The sequence below is a fragment of the Gammaproteobacteria bacterium genome (genome assembly GCA_022340215.1).
GTDB lineage: Bacteria > Pseudomonadota > Gammaproteobacteria > JAJDOJ01 > JAJDOJ01 > JAJDOJ01.
The window spans coordinates 1-21,041 of record JAJDOJ010000250.1 but is presented as its reverse complement, the minus strand read 5'-3'; the positions used below and the strand labels follow the sequence as shown (position 1 = coordinate 21,041).

The 21,041-nt window shown below is 64.5% G+C and carries 22 protein-coding genes; 7 read left to right on the top strand and 15 right to left on the bottom strand.

What is annotated here, in order from left to right; translation table 11 throughout:
- Window positions 1-210: 210 nt before the first annotated feature.
- The 4 genes from LJE91_17245 to LJE91_17230 all read right to left on the bottom strand — a co-directional run bounded on the left by LJE91_17245 (window position 211) and on the right by LJE91_17230 (window position 4,725).
- On the bottom strand, window positions 211-1,197 hold the full coding sequence (locus LJE91_17245) for a rod shape-determining protein (GenBank protein MCG6870408.1): 987 nt from the start codon (window positions 1,195-1,197) through the stop codon (window positions 211-213).
- 127 nt (window positions 1,198-1,324) lie between these two features.
- Window positions 1,325-1,501, bottom strand: coding sequence for a hypothetical protein (locus tag LJE91_17240; protein ID MCG6870407.1), 177 nt, complete (start codon window positions 1,499-1,501; stop codon window positions 1,325-1,327).
- Window positions 1,485-3,890, bottom strand: coding sequence for an EAL domain-containing protein (locus LJE91_17235; GenBank protein MCG6870406.1), 2,406 nt, complete (start codon window positions 3,888-3,890; stop codon window positions 1,485-1,487). The genes LJE91_17240 and LJE91_17235 overlap by 17 nt, the downstream gene beginning before the upstream one ends.
- A 127-nt stretch (window positions 3,891-4,017) precedes the next feature.
- Window positions 4,018-4,725: an arginine N-succinyltransferase gene (locus LJE91_17230; protein ID MCG6870405.1), complete on the bottom strand. Its 708-nt coding sequence runs from the start codon at window positions 4,723-4,725 to the stop codon at window positions 4,018-4,020.
- Between the two features lie 317 nt (window positions 4,726-5,042).
- Here LJE91_17230 and LJE91_17225 point away from each other — a divergent pair, with 317 nt between their 5' ends.
- Window positions 5,043-5,318 carry a hypothetical protein gene (locus tag LJE91_17225; protein MCG6870404.1) on the top strand — a complete coding sequence of 92 codons (276 nt, stop codon included), beginning with the start codon at window positions 5,043-5,045 and terminating at the stop codon, window positions 5,316-5,318.
- Between the two features lie 245 nt (window positions 5,319-5,563).
- The gene (locus tag LJE91_17220; GenBank protein ID MCG6870403.1) at window positions 5,564-6,337 is read left to right on the top strand and encodes a hypothetical protein; all 774 of its coding nucleotides are present in this window, start codon (window positions 5,564-5,566) and stop codon (window positions 6,335-6,337) included.
- Between the two features lie 70 nt (window positions 6,338-6,407).
- Here LJE91_17220 and clpB read toward each other — a convergent pair whose 3' ends face one another.
- The 3 genes from clpB to rluD form a co-directional block, all read right to left on the bottom strand.
- On the bottom strand, window positions 6,408-8,999 hold the full coding sequence (gene clpB / locus LJE91_17215; protein ID MCG6870402.1) for an ATP-dependent chaperone ClpB: 2,592 nt from the start codon (window positions 8,997-8,999) through the stop codon (window positions 6,408-6,410).
- Between the two features lie 114 nt (window positions 9,000-9,113).
- Window positions 9,114-9,857 carry a peptidoglycan editing factor PgeF gene (gene pgeF / locus LJE91_17210; GenBank protein MCG6870401.1) on the bottom strand — a complete coding sequence of 248 codons (744 nt, stop codon included), beginning with the start codon at window positions 9,855-9,857 and terminating at the stop codon, window positions 9,114-9,116.
- Window positions 9,854-10,879: a 23S rRNA pseudouridine(1911/1915/1917) synthase RluD gene (rluD, locus tag LJE91_17205; protein MCG6870400.1), complete on the bottom strand. Its 1,026-nt coding sequence runs from the start codon at window positions 10,877-10,879 to the stop codon at window positions 9,854-9,856. The genes pgeF and rluD overlap by 4 nt, the downstream gene beginning before the upstream one ends.
- A 112-nt stretch (window positions 10,880-10,991) precedes the next feature.
- Between rluD and LJE91_17200 the strand changes: the two genes are divergently transcribed.
- Both LJE91_17200 and LJE91_17195 read left to right on the top strand, forming a co-directional pair.
- Window positions 10,992-11,813, top strand: coding sequence for an outer membrane protein assembly factor BamD (locus LJE91_17200; GenBank protein MCG6870399.1), 822 nt, complete (start codon window positions 10,992-10,994; stop codon window positions 11,811-11,813).
- Window positions 11,814-11,891: 78 nt separating this feature from the next.
- Window positions 11,892-12,416, top strand: coding sequence for a nitroreductase family protein (locus LJE91_17195; GenBank protein ID MCG6870398.1), 525 nt, complete (start codon window positions 11,892-11,894; stop codon window positions 12,414-12,416).
- A 1-nt stretch (window position 12,417) separates the two neighbouring features.
- Here LJE91_17195 and LJE91_17190 read toward each other — a convergent pair whose 3' ends face one another.
- On the bottom strand, window positions 12,418-13,128 hold the full coding sequence (locus LJE91_17190; GenBank protein ID MCG6870397.1) for a 3-deoxy-D-manno-octulosonic acid kinase: 711 nt from the start codon (window positions 13,126-13,128) through the stop codon (window positions 12,418-12,420).
- A gap of 164 nt (window positions 13,129-13,292) precedes the next feature.
- On the opposite strand from LJE91_17190, the gene LJE91_17185 reads away from it, so the two are divergent.
- Genes LJE91_17185 through LJE91_17175 form a run of 3 tightly spaced genes read left to right on the top strand, consistent with a single transcriptional unit; the run spans window position 13,293 to window position 16,395 of the window.
- On the top strand, window positions 13,293-14,309 hold the full coding sequence (locus LJE91_17185; protein ID MCG6870396.1) for a glycosyltransferase family 9 protein: 1,017 nt from the start codon (window positions 13,293-13,295) through the stop codon (window positions 14,307-14,309).
- 20 nt (window positions 14,310-14,329) lie between these two features.
- Entirely contained in the window at window positions 14,330-15,280 is a 951-nt protein-coding gene (locus LJE91_17180) for an SDR family oxidoreductase (protein ID MCG6870395.1), read from the top strand.
- Window positions 15,277-16,395 carry a glycosyltransferase family 4 protein gene (locus LJE91_17175; protein ID MCG6870394.1) on the top strand — a complete coding sequence of 373 codons (1,119 nt, stop codon included), beginning with the start codon at window positions 15,277-15,279 and terminating at the stop codon, window positions 16,393-16,395. Before LJE91_17180 ends, LJE91_17175 begins: the two co-directional genes overlap by 4 nt.
- A gap of 124 nt (window positions 16,396-16,519) precedes the next feature.
- On the opposite strand, the gene LJE91_17170 is transcribed toward LJE91_17175, so the two are convergent.
- From LJE91_17170 to nudB, 7 genes are all read right to left on the bottom strand, one after another.
- Window positions 16,520-16,867 (bottom strand): helix-turn-helix domain-containing protein, encoded by a 348-nt coding sequence (locus tag LJE91_17170; protein ID MCG6870393.1) that lies wholly within the window; start codon window positions 16,865-16,867, stop codon window positions 16,520-16,522.
- The gene (gene ruvB / locus LJE91_17165) at window positions 16,857-17,918 is read right to left on the bottom strand and encodes a Holliday junction branch migration DNA helicase RuvB (protein MCG6870392.1); all 1,062 of its coding nucleotides are present in this window, start codon (window positions 17,916-17,918) and stop codon (window positions 16,857-16,859) included. The genes LJE91_17170 and ruvB overlap by 11 nt, the downstream gene beginning before the upstream one ends.
- A complete protein-coding gene (ruvA, locus tag LJE91_17160; GenBank protein ID MCG6870391.1) occupies window positions 17,915-18,502 on the bottom strand; it encodes a Holliday junction branch migration protein RuvA in 588 nt (195 codons plus the stop codon). The genes ruvB and ruvA overlap by 4 nt, the downstream gene beginning before the upstream one ends.
- Entirely contained in the window at window positions 18,499-19,008 is a 510-nt protein-coding gene (ruvC, locus tag LJE91_17155; protein MCG6870390.1) for a crossover junction endodeoxyribonuclease RuvC, read from the bottom strand. The genes ruvA and ruvC overlap by 4 nt, the downstream gene beginning before the upstream one ends.
- A 5-nt stretch (window positions 19,009-19,013) precedes the next feature.
- Entirely contained in the window at window positions 19,014-19,760 is a 747-nt protein-coding gene (locus LJE91_17150; protein MCG6870389.1) for a YebC/PmpR family DNA-binding transcriptional regulator, read from the bottom strand.
- 73 nt (window positions 19,761-19,833) lie between these two features.
- On the bottom strand, window positions 19,834-20,457 hold the full coding sequence (locus LJE91_17145; GenBank protein ID MCG6870388.1) for an alpha/beta hydrolase: 624 nt from the start codon (window positions 20,455-20,457) through the stop codon (window positions 19,834-19,836).
- A complete protein-coding gene (gene nudB, locus LJE91_17140; protein MCG6870387.1) occupies window positions 20,454-20,912 on the bottom strand; it encodes a dihydroneopterin triphosphate diphosphatase in 459 nt (152 codons plus the stop codon). The genes LJE91_17145 and nudB overlap by 4 nt, the downstream gene beginning before the upstream one ends.
- Window positions 20,913-21,041: the final 129 nt, after the last annotated feature.

The following is a 21,041-nucleotide window of genomic DNA, read 5'->3' as shown; positions in this document are numbered from 1 at the left end:
GCGCCTTGATGACGAACGATCCCGGCGCTGCGCTGTCCCTGCTTTGCTTGGGCACCGGTCTTGGGCTTCCTGCCCAAGCCGTTCACTGCTTCGCAGTTCACCCGGCGCAATCTGGTATGCCATTTTCCGGCAATCGCCTTACGATTCTAGAGGCGACAGGAAACGGACTGGCGGCTTCCCCGCAACGGGCCGAGGAACGAGACCCACGAATCACTCCTGGTCCCAACGCTCCTCGGGGGCGTAAGTCGCCAGTTCCAGCGCACCGTCGGCGCCGGCGAACAGGGGATCGTCGACCGAAGAGATGCGACACTCCGCGTACTCGCGCACCGCCTCCTGCAGGTAATCCTCGATACCGGCGATCTGACTGCCGCCGCCGGCCAGGACAATGTTGCCGCGCACCCGCTCCTGGAATTCGGGATCGTAGCGGCCAATCATGTCGAGCAGGGTCTCCGCAATGGGCGCCATGATCGACTCGCAAGCGCGGCGCATCTCTTCGGTGATGTCGTGACTCATCATGCGGCCCTTCACGGGCACCTCCACGACCACCTTCCTGCGCGCAGCGCCGACCATTCCATACTGTTCCTTGAAGCGGCGCACGAGGTTCAGGGTGAAATCCGAGTCGGGGTAGTTCTCCTTGAGCGCGCTCAACAGTGCATCGTCCACCGAGTCCCCAGCCGTCAGGAGGCTACGCTGATCGTCGTGCGCGGGCTCCGTTCCGTGCATGATGCAGAAGTCCACGGTGCCGGCGCCGATATCCACGACCATGGCGTTGTCCAGCATTCCCAGACCGAAGGCAACGGAGAAGGGCTCCGAGACCAGGATCAGTTTGTCGGTGAACTGCGAAATGGCGTCACGGATCGCGTCGCGGTTGACCTTGAGCGCCTCGGCCGGGATGCCAACCGCCACGTGGATCTTCTGGCCCGGGACGGCGCCCGCCAGTTCGACCAGGTGTCCTGCCAGTTCCCGTACGGCGTCCTCCTCGCGCTCGGTGGTGTCCTTGATGACACCTGCGGCCAGGGGGCGGACCAGGTCCAGCGACAACCGGTGCTCCAGTGCATCCGCCCCAAAAAGCACGGGCCGCCCGAGCATCTTCTGTGCCACGAAATCCTTCGGCCAGCCGACGTAACTCTCCACGAGTTCGCGGTTGCCGTTGGCGGCGGAAACAGCGGAACGGGAAGTCCCCAGATCGATACCCACGCACAGCACTTCACTCGTCCTGGTTTGCGACGTACTCCTCTTACGACCTCTTGGTGCCATTTGTCGTTGCTCCTCGTTTCAGCAGGAATCGCCCGATGTCGCAGCAGAGTATTGCACACTCGGGCAGCTACGGTAACGGATGTCCGGACGCCCTTTCGCTCCCCTTTACGTCGATGGTCACCAGTTTTCTGCCCCACGGTCCGTCGGCGAACAAGCCCGGAGAAATATCGATGTCGCGGATGCCGTCAAGCGGATAGTGCGCCAGCACCAGGGCCATCCGGCGCTCCTCAGACCGCATGGGCATCGTCGTAGAACTCCAGTGAGACGTTTTCGGCCAGGAGCTGCGCGACACGGTCGGCCGGCACGGGCCGGCTGAACAGGAACCCCTGCATCTCGTCACACCCGCTCGCCCTCAGAAAGCCGAGCTGGGCCTCGGTTTCGACACCCTCGGCGATCACCTTCAGACGCAGGCTGCGACCCATCGCAATAATCGCCTCGGCGATAGCCTCGTCGTCCGAGTCGCGGGGGATGTCCTTCACGAAGGAGCGATCGATCTTGAGCGTGTCGATCGGCAGGTGCTTCAGGCGGTGCAGGGACGAATACCCGGTACCGAAATCGTCGATGGCCAGGGTGTCGCCGAGCCCCTTCATGCGTCCGAGCGCTTCGAGGCTGCCTTCGGCGATCTGCAGCGTGCTTTCCGTGACTTCGAGACCGAGCAGGATGTCGCCCGGTTGGAGCTTGATTTCCTCGATAATGGCGACGATTCTGTCCAGGCTGCTCTGGCTGCGGAACTGTCTGCCGGAAAGATTGACTCCGACGCGCAACGACGACAGACCCGCGTCGCGCCACTTGCGGGCGTCCGCACCGGCCCTGCGCAGCACCCATTCGCCGATGAGATCGATCAGCGCGGTCTTCTCCGCCACCGGGATAAACCCGGCGGGCGGCAGCAGGCCCTTGGTCGGATGCTGCCAGCGGATGAGGGCCTCTACCCCGGTGATATGCCCGTCGAACAGGGAGACCTGTGGCTGATAGTGCAGGACGAACTCACCGCGTGCTAGTGCGGCCCTCAGACCGCGCTCGATGGATAGATGCGCATGGGCCTTTTCGGTGAGATCGGAGGTATAGAAACGGTAGTTCTGCCTGCCGCGCTCCTTGGCGTGGTACATGGCGGCATCGGCCGTCTTCAGCAGATCGGCGTGATTGTCGCCGTCATCGGGAAACAGGCTGATCCCGATACTGGTCGAGGTGACGATTTCCTGTTCCCCGAGTCGCACGGGCGTCGACACCGCCTTCAGGATCTTCTCCGCCATCACGGCGGCATCCGCGGAACGCTTGATCTCGGCCAGAACGATGACGAATTCGTCACCCCCGAGCCTGGCCACGGTGTCCTCGGCGCGCACGCTGCCCTTGATGCGTTCGGCGATGGTTCGCAGCAGCTTGTCCCCGTGCGAGTGCCCCATGGTGTCGTTGATGAGCTTGAAGCGATCCAGGTCCAGAAACAGGAGGGCCGCTTTGTAGCCGTTGCGCCTGGCCAGTGCCAGTGTCTGGTCGAGCTTGGCGTCGAGCGACAGCCGATTGGGCAATCCGGTCAGGGCGTCGTGATGCGCGAGATGGTCCAGCCGCTGTTCCGACTCCTTCAAGGCGCTGATATCCGAGAAGATCGCGATGTAGTTGGACAGGCGGCCGCTGTCGTCGGTGACCAGGCTGACGCTCTGCCATGCCGGATACCTTTCGCCGTTCTTGCGCCGGTTCCAGATCTCGCCGCGCCACTGGCGGGTGCGGTTGAGCGTCCGCCACATGCGGGTATAGAACGCGCTGTCGTGCTGGCCGGACTGGAGCAGGCTGGGATTTCGTCCCACCACCTCGTCGGCGCTGTATCCGGTGATCTCGGTAAACGCCCGGTTGACGGCCACGATTTGGCGCCCGGCATCGGCGACGACGATGCCCTGGTCGGTGTTCTCGAACACGGTCGCCGCCTGTCGTAACCTTTCCTCGGCGCGGTGCCGTTCCGTGACGTCGCGAAAGCTCGCGACCGCACCCGCCACCTTGCCGTCGAGAGACACCGGACTGCAGCGGCACTCGACGTCGAAGGACAGGCCGTCGTGCCGCCACATCACCCCGTCGTCCAGCCTCACGGGCCTGCCCTGCTGAATGGCCTCCTCCAGGTATCGTGTCACGGCTTCCGTTTCCGTTCCCTCGTGTGGGGTGTGCAGGACGATGTCTCCAATCTTCCGACCGACCAGCTCGGCTCCCTTCCCGAAACCCAGCAGACCCAGGGCGGCCGAATTGACGAACGTGCAGAGACCCTCCCGGTCCACCCCGAAAACCCCGTCGTCCACCGAATCCAGCAGCAGCCTGATGCGGGATTCACTCTCGGACAGGGCCTTCTGCACCTGCCGACGCCTCGCGTCGACCGTGAGCAGGACGGCAAGTCCCGTCGCCAGCAACACGCAAACAACGGCGAGTACGGTGACGATGTTTTCGATCGAATACAGCGATCGGTAAACTTCCCGGGCATCCACCTCCGTAGCGATCCCGATGCCGAGCTCCGAATCGAATACCCAGGTGCCGACCACCTCGACGCCGCGATAGGTATCCCGCACTTCGTCCCCGATCCACCAGACCATCCACGCCAGCAGGACGACCGATGCCATCGCAGCGAGGATCGGAATGTGGTGGGAGCGGACCTTCATTTCGCTTGCCTGCCTGGATCGACCGGACGGACTTGGTTCATGGCCAGGCGTGATGCGCCCCGCACCCGACACGAGTCCGCTCCGTGCCCTGCCGTCTCGATCTCGGCACACCGAACATGGCGGTTTCTCACTCTCTCAACCTCAGCACCAGGGTCCCTTCGCCAACTCGAACGTCCTCGATGCCGTCCGAGAACGCCTTCCAGAACCCCGGGGAGGCCCCGAATTCCCGGACCAGGTCAATGTTCTTCAGGCCACCCAGCCAGGCATTGGGCAAGGGAACCCCCATTATCGATACCCCGCGCAGCTTCACGATGGCCCGGTCGTTCAGGTAGGCAAATTCCGCACCGGCACGCACCCGCAGGGTCTTGCCGCCGAGGACGGGGAAGTCTTCATCCAGCGGCAGAAGGATCCTCGCGCTGACCAGATCCTCGGAGAGATCGATTGCAACACGCCGCGCCAGGTCCGTGTTGTGGGCCAGCATGGCGTTCAGTTCACGCTCGGTGAAGGCGACTTCACGCTTCGCCCCCAGCTCACTGTAGGGCTCCGGCGCCAGCGGCTCACCGCCTTGCCCCGCCAACCCGCCGTCGTTCCGTGGCGCGGCCGCGCCCTGCAGCCGGTCCAGCTTCTCCTCCAGCGTCCGCTGCTCGTCCGGATACAGCGACACCGGACGAAACTCGGACTGGAACAGGCCCGATTGAAGCGCCCAGACCGTGATCCCGACCGTGACGACGACGGCGGCTGCGACGAATGCCGCTATGTGCCACCAACCGAATCGCCTGGCGACGGGCGCCGATTCGTTCGAATTTTCGGAGACTTCCCCGTCGGATCGCTGCATGCCGCTGTGCGGCCTCCCGTGTTCGTTCCGTACCCTTGTGATTGTAGCGAAGGTAGTGTAGGTTCACAGAAAAGGTAGTGTAGGTTCACAGAAGATGGGCCGTTTTCGTTACACGAGATCGCGGTTTCGCGCCATTGAGACCCGGAACGGCCCCGGATAACTGACTGACCCGATAACGATACATTTGCCAGTCAGGGACGATGGTCCGGCTCACCGGATTGCATCATGGGTGGTGGGGAGGTTGATCATCCGTTCCCAACTCACAGAGGACCTAAAGGGGCTCGGTTCCCGTTCTTACGGTCCAGGAGGTAGCTCGAATGAAAATGTACGCGTGTATCAAAAGTCAGTGTGACAAGAACGTCGCATTAAGATGCGCCTCCCTGCTAGTCTGGCTGGCGATGTCCATCGCCGTCGTGGTGCTATTCGTGCTCGACAGCGGGGGCATCATCTCCTGGGTCAACCAAAATCCCGCCGTCAATCTGCCTATCCTGTTCTTTTCCACACTGGCATACGTGAGCGTGGGTTTCTGGTTTCTGAAACTGAACTCCTGCAATTCGTCGGAGATTCAGGGGCCGAAAGTCTCTACTAAATAGAGCATACGACCCCGGAGCGACGCGGACGGGGCCGGCGCAGATCCGCACATCGTTCACGCTCTCGCCGCGGGGTGCTCACCGGAAGTCCGGCCATACCCTAAAACCGGGGAAAGCCTGGCGAACCGGCCTATGGGTACGATGACGACATGCACTTGCGCCCGGTTCGGTCCTGGACTGCAGGATTGACATCCGGTTTCGACCAAGGGGCTCGCCGGGCGCCGATCAAGGGAAGAGGAGCGAGAACAGTGAACAGATCGGCAGCGATTTCACTCATCTTGCTGGTGGGGGCAGGTACCGACAACGGTATCCTGTTCGACAGGGTCGATGCCGCCGGCTTCGGTCCGATGAACATGATGAACCCCTCCCGGTGGTTCGGCGGGGGGAATCGCGACGACGACTACTACGGCGCGGGTTACGGTGAAGTCCCTTACGGCGCACCGGGTTACTGGGCGCCAGGTTACGGCCACCCCCCAGCGTATGGGGGTTACGGGGCACCACTGGCTCCCGGCGGGTATCCCCCCGTTTATCAGACACCTCCGCCGGTACCCGCACAGGCGGCACCGGCCGAGGATCCTTCGGCCGCCCGCATCAAGGAACTGGAGGAAAGGATCCGCCAGCTCGAGTCGAGCCAGTCGGCGCCACCATCGTACCCGCAATCCGCCCAGCCCTACGCGCCTGCGGGGCAGGCCCAGCCCTACGCGCCTGCAGGGCAGGCCTGGTCACCGCAGGGTTCCGAACCGTATCCCCCGGCGGAGGAGCCATCGTGGTCGCCGCAGGGATCCGAACCGTATCCCCCGGCGGAGCCATCGTGGTCGCCTCAGGGTTCCGATCCGTATACTTCAGCGGAACCGTCATGGTCGCCACAGGGTACGGACCCATATCCATCGGGGCAGGACTGGTCACCCCAGGGTACCGATCCGTATTCCCCGGCGGGGCAACCCTACCTCCTGCAAAAGGAATCCGCGGGTGCGGGGGGGTTCCAACCCTCGTCACCCTACCCGTCCTACGGGCCGGATTGATCCCGACAGGAACGGACAATCCCGTTCGGCGAGGCGGAGACCCGGGCGACACGAATGAAACGGCGCCACCTCAGGCCGCCGCCTGCGTCATGCCGACGAACACGAGCTCCCCGCCTTCGGCGTCGACCCTGACGGTGTCGCCCGGCCCGTACTTGCCGGCAAGGATGTCCTGGGCCAGCGGGTTTTCCAGTTGCTGCTGAATCGCGCGCTTCAGGGGTCGCGCGCCGTAGACCGGATCGAAGCCGGCCTCGCCCAGCAGATCGAGTGCCGCGTCTGTGACCTCGAGCGCCATATCGCGTTCGACCAGCCGCCTGCCGAGGTACTCGATCTGTATCCCGGTGATCGCGCGGATCTGCTCGCGCCCCAGGGGATGAAACACGACCGCCTCGTCGACGCGGTTGATGAACTCCGGCCTGAAGTGTTGTCCGACGATCTCCATCACGGCGGACTTCATCCGATCGTAGTGCTCCTCGCCCGCCATCTCCTGAATGACCTGTGAACCCAGGTTGGAGGTCATGACGATGACCGTATTGCGGAAGTCCACCGTGCGCCCGTGCCCGTCGGTCAGGCGGCCGTCCTCCAGCACCTGCAGGAGCACGTTGAACACGTCGGGGTGGGCCTTCTCGACCTCATCCAGCAGGATCACCGAGTAGGGCTTGCGGCGCACGGCCTCGGTCAGGTAGCCGCCCTCTTCGTACCCCACGTAGCCGGGCGGCGCGCCGATGAGTCGCGCGACCGAGTGTTTCTCCATGAACTCCGACATGTCGATCCGGACCATCGCCGCCTCGGTGTCGAACAGAAACGCTGCCAGCGCCTTGGTCAGTTCGGTCTTGCCGACACCGGTGGGACCAAGAAACAGGAACGAACCGTTGGGTCGATCGGGATCGGCCAGACCCGCACGGGAACGGCGGATGGCGTTCGCGACCGCCGCGACCGCCTCGTCCTGACCGACCACGCGCTTCTTCAGGGCCTCTTCCATGCGCAGGAGCTTCTCGCGTTCGCCCTCAAGCATCTTCGAGACCGGGATTCCGGTCCATTGGGATACCACCTCGGCGATCTCCTCGTCGGTCACCTTGTTGCGCACCAGCGTGGTCTCGTGCCGCTCGGCCTCGGAGGCCGCCGCGAGTTGCCGTTCGAGTTCGGGGATGCGTCCGTACTGCAGCTCCGACATGCGGGTCAGGTCGCCGGCCCGGTGCGCTGTCTCCAACTCAAGCCGGGCGCGCTCCAACTCTTCCTTGATATGGGTCGCGCCCTGCAGCGCCGACTTCTCGGCCTTCCAGATCTCCTCGAGATCCGAGTATTCCTTCTCCAGTCTCCCGATCTCCTCGTCCAGTGCCTCCAGACGCCGTTTCGAGGCCTCGTCGGTGTCTTTCTTCAGGGCCTCACGCTCGATCTTCAACTGGATCAGACGCCGGTCCAGCTTGTCCATGGACTCGGGTTTCGAGTCGATCTCCATCCGTATGCGCGAGGCCGCCTCGTCGACCAGGTCGATGGCCTTGTCCGGCAACTGCCTGTCTGTGATGTAGCGGTGTGACAGCGTCGCCGCCGAGACGATCGCCGGATCGGTGATCTCCACCCCGTGGTGCACCTCGTAACGCTCCTTGAGCCCTCGCAGGATGGCGATGGTGTCCTCGACCGTGGGTTCCTCCACCAGCACCTTCTGGAAGCGTCGCTCCAGGGCCGCGTCCTTCTCGATGTTCTGGCGGTACTCGTCCAGGGTGGTGGCGCCGATACAGTGCAGCTCGCCGCGCGCCAGCGCAGGCTTCAGCATGTTGCCCGCGTCCATCGCACCCTCGGCCTTGCCGGCACCCACCATGGTGTGAATCTCGTCGATGAACAGGATGATCTGTCCTTCCTGTTTGGCCAGGTCGTTTAACACCGCCTTGAGGCGTTCCTCGAACTCGCCGCGGAACTTCGCACCCGCGATCAGGGCCCCCATGTCCAGGGAGAGGACGCGTTTGCCCTTGAGACCCTCGGGCACCTCCCCCTTGATGATGCGCTGCGCCAGGCCTTCGACGATCGCCGTCTTGCCGACGCCGGGTTCACCGATCAACACGGGGTTGTTCTTCGTCCGACGCTGCAGCACCTGGATCGAGCGGCGGATCTCGTCGTCGCGGCCGATGACGGGGTCGAGCTTGCCCTGCTCGGCGCGCTCGGTCAGATCGACGGTGTATTTCTCCAGCGCCTGACGCTGTTCCTCGGCGTTGGGGTCGTTGACGGATTCGCCGCCGCGTATCGAGTCGATCGCCTTTTCGACCGCGCCCCGGCTCGCTCCGGCCTGGCGCAGCAATTCGCCGAGCCGGCCCTTGTCCTCGATCGCAGCCAGCGCGAACAGCTCACTGGAAATGTACTGGTCGTTGCGCTGTTGCGCGAGTTTGTCGGTGACGTTCAGGAGATTGCCCAGTTCATTGGAAAGGTGTACCTCGCCCCCTGCCCCCTGTACCTGAGGCAGTCGGTCCAAGGCCTCGCCGAGCCCCGATCTCAGCTTGTTGACGTTGACGTCCGCCTGGGTCAACAGGTGGCGCACCGCCCCCCCCTGCTGGTCGAGCAGTGCGATCATCAGGTGCAAAGGCTCGATGAACTGGTGGTCCCGACCCACCGCCAGGGACTGCGCGTCCTGCAGCGCCATCTGGAACTTGCTCGTCAGTTTGTCCATTCGCATGTTGAGTTACCCCCGAGAATAAAAATCCGAATATCGATTGAATGGCGCCTGGCGCGGCCAATTTCAAGCAGAAGTGGTGGATTTTCTGCCGAATCCGTGCCTCTCGCGACCCGGTCAGGGTGTCCCCTGCAACCAGATCAGGGCGGCCATGCGTCCCGTGGTCCCGTCGCGCCGGTAGGAGAAAAATCGCACCGGATCGGAAAAGGTGCACCAGCCTCCTCCGTAGACCTCTCGCACACCGGCCCGCCGCAGCCTGCGTCGCGCCAGTGCGTAGATGTCCGCCTTCCAGCGCACACCGGAGACCGCCCTGAACGCGGTCTCGCTGGCCGGGTCGGCATCGACGAATACCCGGACCACCTCTTCGCCAACCTCAAAGTTCCCAGGTCCGATCGCGGGTCCCAGCCAGGCGAGGATCTCCCCTTCGGGGACGCGCATCGACACGACGGTTGTCTCGAGCACACCGGCGCCGAGACCGCGCCAGCCCGCGTGTGCCGCTGCCACCCGTTCCCCGGCGCGGTCGCAGAACAGGACCGGCAGACAGTCGGCCGTCATCACCGCGCAAACCACGCCGCTCGCATCCGTCACGGCCGCGTCCGCCTCCACGGGGGTCCCCGAAACAGCCCCGGCCGCGACCACGCGCGCCCCGTGCACCTGGTTCAACCAGTAGGGACCGGCGGGCAGTTCGAGCGCCCCGCGGAGCCGGTGCCGGTTCGCGTCCACGCTCTGCGGATCATCTCCCACATGGGCAGCAAGATTCATCGAAGTATAGGGCCCCCCGCTGACGCCCCCTGCCCGCGTGGTAAACACGGCACGCACCGCGAGCGGGGCCGGCCAGTTGGGTTCGATCCAGTCGGTCACGCCCCCCGCTCCCGAAGATCCTCCTCGAGCCGCTCGATCAGTAATCGCATGTCTGCTCGCACTGGCGCAGTCCACGCCATCCTTTCCCCGGTGGCCGGGTGGACCAGACCCAGCCGGGCCGCATGCAGCGCCTGGCGGCGAAAAGTGCACAACGCCTCGACCAGTTCCGCGGATGCCCCGGCCGGCAGGGCGGGCCGACCGCCGTAGACCGGATCGCCGGTGACAGGGTGTCGGATGTGCGCCATATGAACCCGAATCTGGTGCGTACGACCGGTTTCCAGGCGGACCTCGAGCAGCGTATGGGCGCGAAACCGCCGCGCGACCCGATAGTGTGTGATCGCCGGTCTGCCCCGGGGCACCACCGCCATGCGCGTGCGATGCACCGGATGGCGCCCGATTTCGCCCTCCACCGTACCGCCGGAAACGAGTGCGCCGCGGACCAGGGCGAGGTACTCGCGCCTGACCGAGCGTGCCTGCAACTGCGACACGAGCGCGGTGTGCGCGGGTATGCTTCTCGCGACCACCATCAGGCCGCTCGTATCCCGGTCCAGACGGTGCACGATTCCGGCCCGCGGCACGCCCTCGAGTTCCGGCGCGTGGTGGAGCAGGGCGTTGAGCAGGGTTCCCGACGGATGACCGGCGCCGGGGTGGACCACACGCCCGGGTGGCTTGTCGATCACGATGATCTCCGCGTCCTCGTAGACGATCTCCAGATCGATAGGTTCCGGGGCATGCACGACCTCGCGCTCGGGTTCGAGACGGATCGTCAGCCTCTCGCCTCCCGCTACCCGGTCTCTCGCTCGCGGCACCATGCCGTCGAGGCGTACCTGCCCCTGCCTGATCCATCGCTGCAGCCGGCTTCGGGAGTACTGTGGACAGAGCCTCGCGAGCGCCGCGTCCAGCCGCATCCCGCCCGCCTCGGGCGGCAGACGGGCCTCGAATCTCCGAACGTCGCTGGCTCCCTGCCGGCACCCGCCGTCTGGTCGGGCGTCATCCGCGGGGACTTCACGCTGCGTTTTCATCGCCGCTCAACCACGCCAGGGCCCCGCCGGCGCGCCGCACCGGACCGACAGTATGAAATCTATAACGAAAACCATAATAATAGGCTCCGGCTCAAGGCTTCGATCGGCGCGAATGCACCACTCATCCACAAAAACGCGGCTACGGGGACTGGCGATCGCTGCCATCCTGCTTACCCTGCCCACGGGATGCTCGACCATCAAGAACCTTTGGACGGAAACCGACCCGACCAAGGGCTGGTCCGCGGGCAAGCTCTACAACGAGGCCAAGAGCGAACTGGATGACGGAAACTACAACAACGCGATCGATCTGTTCGAGACGCTCGAGGCGCGTTACCCGTTTGGCCGTTTCGCACAGCAGGCCCAGCTCGAAACCGCCTACGCCTACTACAAGGCGGAAGAGCCGGATTCGGCCATCGCGGCGGCCGACCGTTTCATCAAGCTGCACCCACAGAACCCCAACATCGACTATGCGTACTATCTCAGGGGGTTGGCGAATTTTAACCGCGGCCAGACCTTCCTGACACCGTTCTACGGTCGTGATCCCGCGAGCAAGGATCCCGTCCCGCTGCGCGACGCGTTCGAGGACTTCGGACACATCGTAAAGAACTATCCTTCGAGCCAATACGCTGCAGACTCACGCGACCGGATGGTGTTCCTGCGTAACGAACTGGCCGAGCACGAACTGAAGATCGCGGACTTCTACATGCGCCGCGGCGCCTACGTCGCGGCGGCGAATCGCTGCAAGAATCTGATCGAAAACTACCAGGGAGCGGAGTCCGTCCCGGACGCCCTGGTCATGATGGTACAGGCCTATCGGGCCCTGGATCTCGACGAGGCCGCACGAGACGCCATGCAGGTCCTGCAGGCCAACTATCCGGAACTCGCGCGGGACACGGAACGCAGGCGCGAGGGTTTCTTCGAGAGACTCTTCTGAACCGACGCCGAATTCTGCCGATTCGCGGCGACCTATCCACCATCCGACAGGTCCATTTGAGGACCGGGGAAAGACGCTATGTGGGATTTCTTCGAGACCGTCCGACACCGACACTCGATCCGGCACTACCAGAAGGACATGCCGGTCGAACCGGAGAAGCTGCATGCCCTGCTGGAAATGGCGGTGGCCGCGCCCTCGGCGGGGGACCTCCAGTCCTACCGCATCGTCGTCGTTCTCGATCCCGAGCTGCGCCGGGCTCTCAGTAAGACGGCCAATGGACAGGACTTCATCTCGGACGCGCCGGTCTGTCTGGTGTTCTGCAGCGACGCCGAGCGATCGGAACAGACCTTCGGGTTCCGGGGGAGGCAACTCTTTGCGCTGCAGGATGCAACCATCGCCGCCTCCTATGTACAACTGGCCGCCGTCGCCGCCGGTCTCGGCACGACCTGGGTCGGCGATTTCGACGATGCGGCGGTTTCGGCCACACTGGGGCTCGAATCGGGGATGACCCCTCTGGCATTGATAAGTCTCGGTTATGCGGCCGAGACGCCCGAGGACACGCCGCGACGGCCGCTGGACGAGGTCGTGAGCTACCGCCGCTGATTCAGCCGCGTCCCGCGACCACGTAACCTGACGTCAGGCTCGTGAAATCTCCGTGACCGTAGCAGAACCGCGGTGACCGATCCGCCAGTTTTTCCAGCGACCGGCGCAATCGCACCAGGTTGGCCGTCTTCCAGCCAACCCCGCGGTTTCTGATCTTCCCCTTGTCGAAGTCGATCAGGTAGGTTCGCCCGGCCCCGTCCAGCAGGATGTTGTGGGCGTTGAGGTCGGCGTGATACACGCCCCGGTCGTGAAACAGGCGGATGCAGCCGCCAATCCGCCGCCAGCCTGCCTCCGGCAACCGAGCGTCCGTGAGCCGATCGGCCAGGCTGCGAACGCCGGGCAGTGCACGGGTCACGAGGTCCGCCCGGTAGAAACAACCCGAGCGCAGTACCCGTGCAGCCACCGGGCGGGGAACCGGAAGACCGTCCGAGACCAGGGTCGCCAGCAACCGCCACTCCCTGAACGCACGCGTGGCATCGATTCCGGCCCACAGATAGCGATCGGCGAGCAGCGCCTCGATCGCGCCACCGCGGCGATAGTGCCTGAGGACGAAGTCCCCTTCGTCGTGCGATACGAACCAGGCCTGGCCGCGTCCGCCGGAGATGGCCGTTCGTTCGATGCCGCGCTCGAACAACGCGGGCCGGCGGCCGTCCCAGCTTTCACGGTCGAACAGGACCCACTCGTATTCACCATGCTGGACCACCTCACGCACAGGACCGGCCCCCCGTCCGATTCGCGTTACGGGAGCCCCGGTGTCGCGGTTCTGGAACCAAGGCGATTTCTGTCAAATGACATACCATTGCCCGGCGACGATACACCATCGGCCGATTCACCCGGTCAGGAACGCCCCGGTATCGTCTGAGAGAAGAACCTATAATGGCGCCCATGAAGATTCTGGTGCGGATCCCCAACTGGCTCGGAGACATCGTCATGGCGAGCCAGTTCGTCGATCGCGTGGCCCAGATCTACCCCGGCTCCACTACCGATGTCATCGTCAAGGACGAGTATGGCGAGATCACCCGTCTCGCACCCTCGATCTCGCACATCTATCCGTTCGACAGGAATCGCTACCGGGGCCTGTGGGGGCAGTACCGATTCGGACGCGAGATCGCGCGACGCCAGCGCTACGATATCTTCTTCTGCCTGCCGACCAGCTTCTCCTCGGCGGTCATCGGTTACGCGACCGGCGCGCGGCGCCGGGTGGGCTACCGCTACGAGCTGCGGTCTTTCCTTCTGACCGATAATTACCCGCTACCGACGCGAGTCCATCGGGTACAGAAATTCAATCTCCTGCTGTCGCGTTTTTCAGGCAGGGAGATCCCGCCGCCCGAAGCGATCTCGTTCAACCGCCCCCCGACGCGACCGGAAACCGTCGATCCCGTCCTGTCCGCCCCCTACATCGTCGCGGCCTTCAATTCCGAGGCGCAGTCCCGCACCCTGCCCCAGGACAAATCCGCCGGACTGCTGCGGGATCTCGCCGCGGGGTTCGCGGAGACCCTCGTCGTAACGGGAAAGCCCACGGACCGCGAACGTCTGACATCGGCCATCGGGCAGATCCCCGAACGGGACCGTATTCTCAACCTCGCCGGGATCACAACCCTCGATCAACTCGTCGTGCTGCTCGCCTGGGCCAGGGTGGTCGTCACCACCGACTCGGGCCCCGCGCACCTCGGCAACGCGATGGGGGCACCGACCGTCGTGCTCATGGGGGCCGGCGACGAACGCGAGACCGCACCCTACAATGGGGCCCGCCGGCGCCTGATCCGGGTCCCGGGACTCGACTGCGCTCCTTGCGTCAAGAACACCTGCCGGTTCGGCACCCCGTCCTGTCTGACGAGACTGGACAACGACGAAATCCTCGCCGCGGTCGAGTCCCTGCTCGACGAGACCTGAACCAACCTGCAAAGCCGATCGTGCATCTCCGAAAACGCATACTGGTCACCGGCGGTGCCGGGTTTCTGGGCACCCATCTCTGTGAACGTCTCCTTCGCGAAGGCAACGACGTCCTCTGTGTGGACAACTACTTCACCGGCACTCGGGACAACATCATCCACCTGCTCGACGATCCCCACTTCGAGCCGATGCGTCACGACGTGACGTTTCCGCTCTATATCGAGGTGGACGAGATCTACAACCTCGCCTGTCCCGCCTCGCCCATTCACTATCGGCACGACCCGGTGCAGACGACCAAGACCAGCGTGCATGGCGCGATCAACATGCTCGGCCTGGCCAAGCGGATCCGCGCAAAAATCCTGCAGGCCTCGACCAGCGAGGTCTACGGCGACCCGGAGATGCACCCGCAGCCGGAGCATTACTGGGGGCACGTCAATCCGATCGGGACGCGTTCATGTTACGACGAAGGCAAGCGTTGTGCCGAGACCCTGTTCTTCGACTACTATCGCCAGCACAGACTCAGGATCAAGGTGGCGCGGATCTTCAACACCTACGGTCCGCTCATGCACCCCAACGACGGCAGGGTGGTCTCGAACTTTATCGTCCAGGCACTGAAGGGCGAGCCGATCACCCTGTACGGGGACGGTTCCCAGACCCGCTCGTTCTGCTATGTGGACGACATGATCGATGGCTTCGTGCGTCTGATGGATTCGGTCAACGAGACAACCGGCCCGATCAACCTCGGCAACCCGGGAGAATTCAGTATCCGCGAGCTGGCGGAGACCATCGTCGAGATGACCGGATCGGGATCCAGGCTGGTTTTCCGGGAACTGCCGGCGGACGATCCGAGGCAGCGCCGGCCGGACATCACGGCAGCCCGTGAACAGCTCGGCTGGGCGCCGACCACCCCGCTCGAGGAAGGCCTGGGCAAGACCATCACGTACTTCGAGCAACTGCTGGCGCGATCGTGAGGATCCTCGAACTGTGCCTGTCGCGGGATCTGGGCGGTCTGGAATTGTATTGTGAACGCTGCTGTCGAATGCTGTCCGAATCGGACGAGGTCCATGCGACCCTGAATCTCCAAGGCCGGCTGGCCGAGCGCCTGCGAGACGCCGGTTTGACCACCTCGTATCTCGGCCACGGGTTCAAACCCCTGCCCGGGATACGCGCCCGGAAACTCGCACGGATCATCGACGAGAACGAGATCGATCTCGTTCACCTGCACTGGGGCGACGATCTGCCCCTGGCATCGATCGCCAAGCGCCTATCCGGAACCGAACCGGCCCTGGTCTACACCCGCCAGATGCAGATCGCCCGGCCGAAGAAGGATCTCTATCATCGCCTCGTCTACGATCAGATGGATCTCATGCTGACCATCACGCGCAAGCTGGAGCGGTCCGCCCGGGATTCCCTGCCGGAAGGCGCGAACCAGCGGGTGAGGACGCTCTACTATGGGGTGAAGAACCCAGGGGAAGCCATCGACGAGACCCGCAGGAACGCGATTCGTCACGATGCCGGGGTCCCGCGCGAGGTGTTCCTCTGCGGCCTCTTCGGCCGCCTTCAGCGCGAGAAGGGACAGTATTTACTGATCGAGGCGATCGCCCATAACCGGGATCGGGGAGACACGATACACGCCCTTATCGTCGGACACGAAATGCAATCCGGCTATCGCGATACCCTGCGCAGCAAGGCGTCAGAGCTCGGCGTCGGGGACCGCGTCCACTTCCTCGATTTCGTGGAGGGGCCCCAGCGTTTCATGCAGGCCTGCGATTGCGTCGTGCTCGCGACGAAGGAGGAGACCTTCGGGCTCGTGCTGGCCGAGGCCATGCGGGCGGGCGTGGCGGTCGTCGGCAGTAACCGCGGCGGCGTACCGGAGATCATCGAACATGAGAAAAGCGGCCTGCTGTTCGAGTCCATGGACGCAAATGATCTAGCCAATCGGCTTTCCGGATTGAACGACAGTCCGCAACTGCGAGAGAAGCTGGCGGCGAATGGGAAGGAACGGGCGGACCGGCTTTTCGACCAGGAAGCGCACTTCAGGACGCTGCGTGAAATCCTCGTAAAGGTCGAGGCGGAACGACGTTAACGACACCAGGGAGATGCGACCGTGGTCGTCGCTGCAAACCCTTGCCGTATGGATTTCGCGTCGGGGCAGTACTTGAGGAGGGCGATCCGGGCCGGATACAACTACAATGGGTTGCCGGATTTCTCTAATCCTGCGGGATTAGCACGTCGGGTCGGTCCGGGTTGTTGTCATCGTCGTCTGAGTTTTCATTTGGTGATTCGCAGCGCCGCACAAGGGCGTCGCGCTCCATCATCAGACGACCGATCTGCTGGTACAGCGCCCCCACGTCGATTTCATCCGCCCCGGCCTCAGTGCCCGGGTGCCGGAACAATGCTTCGGCGCCCTGCTCCAGCACCGCCACCCATTGGGCGATCTCGCTGGTGGCAACGCCGTACTCGGCCGCCAGTTCCGGGTAGCGCCGGCCGCCGCGCAGGGCAGCGAGGGCGACTTCCGCCTTGAAGGCCGGGGTGTATCTGTCCTGGTTACCGATCATGTGTCTCCTCCCATAGCGGCAAGGTCTCGCCTTCGGCCGGAGCGACCGGGACCTGGCCCTTGAGACCGAAGTGCCGGTAGGCGTTGCGTGTGGCCATCCGCCCGCGCGCCGTGCGCATCAGAAAACCCTGCTGAATCAGATAGGGTTCGATCACGTCCTCGATGGTGCCGCGCTCCTCGCCGATCGCCGCCGCGAGACTCTCGACACCGACCGGACCGCCGTCGAATTTCTCCATGATTGCCAGCAGCAACGTGCGGTCCATGGTGTCGAAGCCGTTGACGTCCACAGCCAGCAGATCCAGCGCCCCGCGGGCGACATCGCCGGAGACCCGGCCGTCCGCCCTGACCTGGGCGAAATCGCGCACCCGGCGCAGCAGGCGGTTGGCGATGCGGGGCGTGCCCCGGGCGCGCCGCGCGATCTCCACCGCCCCATCCCGCTCGGTTGCCACACCCAGGATACCGGCCGAACGCAGCACGATGGCGGTCAGATCCTCGGTACCGTAGAACTCGAGGCGCTGGGTGATGCCGAAGCGGTCGCGCAGCGGCGAGGTCAGGAGACCCGCGCGGGTGGTGGCGCCGACCAGGGTGAAGGGCGGCAGGTCCAGCTTGATCGAACGCGCGGCCGGGCCCTCACCGATGAGGATATCGAGCTGGAAGTCCTCCATCGCCGGATAGAGGATCTCCTCTACCACCGGGCTCAGCCTATGGATCTCGTCGACGAACAGGACGTCTCGAGGCTCGAGGTTGGTCAGCATGGCCGCGAGATCGCCGGGCCGTTCCAGCACCGGGCCCGAGGTGTGGCGAAGATTCACGCCCAGTTCGTTGGCGATGATGTGGGACAGCGTGGTCTTTCCCAGCCCCGGTGGCCCGAAGATCAGGACATGGTCCAGCGCCTCGCCGCGTTCGCGTGTCGCGGAGATGAAGATCTCCATCTGCTCGCGCACCCTCGGCTGCCCCCTGTAATCATCCAGGGTTCGCGGCCGGACGCTGGCCTCCAGCGCGGCCTCGCCGCTTTCCTCTGACGCGTCGAGCAGCCTGTCCTCTACGCTCACGTCAGGCTCGACTGCAGGGCTTTGCGGATGATGTCCTCACTGGCGAGATCCCCTGTGTCGATCCGCCCGACCATCCGCGACGCCTCCGCCGCGTTGTAGCCCAGGGCGACCAGGGCGTGTATCGCCTCACCGACGGGATCGACGGCGTGTGACGGCGCGCTCCCCGCGGCCGGCAAAGGAATGTCGGTCAGGCGATCTCGCATCTCGACGACCAGGCGCTCGGCCGTCTTTCGTCCGATCCCCGGCACCTTGGTGAGCCCGCGCGAATCCCCCTCGTGGATGCAGAGACGGAACTTTCTGGCGCTCATCCCCGACAGGACCGCCAGTGCGATGCGTGCGCCCACGCCGCTGACGCGGATCAGGTCCCGGAAGAGCCCGCGCTCCTCCTCGCTGGCGAAGGCGTAGAGCGTATGGGCATCCTCCCGGACGTGCAGATGGGTGAATAGCACCACGGTCTGCCCGACCTGCGGCAGATCGTAGAAGGTGGACATCGGCGCCTCTGCCTCGTAGCCGATCCCACCGACGTCGATCATCAGACGGGGAGGCTGCTTGATCACGAGTTCGCCGCGGATGCGTCCGATCACCGGTGCAACCTGGCGATGCGATATCGAGCCAGCGTGGCGCGAGTGTGGGCATGACACAGGGCAACCGCCAGGGCGTCGGCAGCATCCTCCTGGAGATTCTCATCGACGGACAGGAGCCTGGAAACCATATGCCGGACCTGAACCTTGTCCGCCGAGCCACTTCCGACCAGCGCCTGCTTGACCAAGCGCGCGCTGTACTCGCTGACCGGAAGCCCGTGACCGACGCCGGCGCAAATCGCCGCGCCTCGCGCGTGCCCGAGTTTCAACGCCGCGGACGCGTTACGCGCGACGAAAACGGCCTCCACGGCGAGTTCCCCCGGTCCGTACTCCGCCACGATGGCCTCCAGTTCGCCATAGATAATGCCCAGACGTTCCGGCAGTGGGCCGGAACCGGCTCGTACGCACCCGTTCAGGATGTGGACGCTGCGATGCCCATCGCTCTCGACAATTCCGTAGCCGGTCAGCCGGGAACCCGGGTCGATGCCGAGGATGCGCGTCCGTACCAAGGGTGTTATTCCAGCCTTTCCAATACCTCGTCTGATATGTCCGCGTTGGAATACACGTCCTGCACATCGTCGAGATCGTCCAGCGCGTCCTGGAGCCGCAACAGCTTTTCCGCGTCCGCATCGACCAGCGGCGTCAATGTCTCGGCACGCATGGTCACCTCCGCCATCTCCGGTTCCAGCCCCACCTCGGCAAGGGCCTCCTTGACGGTGGCGAATTCCGACGGGGTCGTGAGGACCTCGACACTGCCGTCATCGTTGGTCTGCACGTCCTCGGCACCTGCTTCCAGCGCCGCCTCCAGGATCGCGTCCTCGTCACCGCCAGCGGCGAAGGCGATGATCCCTGTCTCCTTGAACTGGAAAGCGACCGAGCCGGAAGTGCCCAGATTGCCGCCTGCCTTGCTGAACGCATGGCGCACCTCGGCGACGGTTCGGTTGCGGTTGTCGGTCATGCAATCCACCATCACCGCCGTACCCCCGGGACCGTAGCCCTCGTAACGCACTTCCTCGTAGTTGACGCCTTCGAGCTCACCAGCGCCCCGCTTGGCCGCACGTTCGACCGTGTCTCTGGGCATGTTCGCGGCCAGGGCCTTGTCAACCGCCAGCCTCAGACGGGGGTTTGCGTTCGGGTCCGATCCGCCGGCGCGCGCCGCAACGGTGATCTCCCGTATCAGTTTGGTGAACAGCTTGCCGCGTCTGGCGTCCTGCGCCTTCTTGCGGTGCTGGATATTGGCCCATTTGCTGTGGCCGGCCATGAAGTCTCCCTGCAAGAACGGATATCGGGCGAATTCTAGCACTGGTGGATAACGCGCCCCACCCCCCTGAAGATCAGTCGAACTCCCCGTCTCTGAGGAAGCGACAGACCGACTCGGACACGTCAGGGGACAACAGCATCCCCAGGTGACCGTGGGGAACCGTCAGATGTCGATTCAGCCAGGGTATACGGGTCTCGTACAGCGCCACCGTGCCGTCGTTGGGCCGTTCCAGGGCGCCCGGGATCAGACTGCCGACACCGAACCCCCGGGATCCGGCGATCATGCCGACCTCACGCGCGCCGCACCACTCCGGAATACCGCCGAGGAGCCCACGCCGGATACTCCTGCCCAGCAGCAACCGCGTCATCGGGTTCCGGTGATAGGATCCGGCCGTCGCGCTGCCGCGCAGGGGGGTCCCCATCATCAGCACCCTGCCGGGCCGCTGCTCGGGATCGCGTTCGAACAGATGCAGCACGACGATGCCGCCCAGGCTGTGGGCGACGAAGTGGACAATCTCGGCGTCGATGCCGTCGGCGAACCGGGACAGCCTGGCGGCGTTCTGGCCCGGGGTGTACAGCAACGAGTGGTAGCGGAACTGTTCGCAATGAAATCCGCATGCCTCGAGGCGACGCCGCAACAGCGACAGCTCGATTCCGATCATCCAGATTCCGTGCACGAGTACCACGGTTTCCTTCACGTGTCGTTGTCCTCCCTCGGAATCGCGGGAACATGCGCCAGGATCGCGTCCCGGTTGGTGTACGAGGAGACCAGGGCCGCGGCCTCGCCACGCGGCAGCCAGCGCCATGCCTCGTGTTCCCGGTCATCCAGTCGAATCCCGGACCCGGCGGCGGCCCGGACACGAAACACGTGCTCGAGATTGCGCGTCACGCCGGGACGATAGCGATACAGAAACCGCCGGTAGATCCGGAAGTGCCGCGACTGCCGGCAGTCTTCCGGTACGACACCCGCGATTCCGGTCTCCTCGAACAGCTCGCGCACCGCGGCCGTTCCCGCCGGCTCGCCCCACTCCAGGCTGCCGGTGACGGACTGCCAGTATCCCGGCGGATCGCGACGGCGCAGCAGGAGAACCCGCCCCACGGCGTCGTATACCACGACGAGCACGGACTCCGGTCGCTTGTATACTCTGGCCATTCCCGCGGTTGTCGCGTCTTGATGACGAACGATCCCGGCGCGGCGCTGTCCCTGCTTTGCTTGGGCACCGGTCTTGGGCTTCCTGCCCAAGCCGTTCACTGCTTCGCAGCTCACCCGGCGCGATCCGGT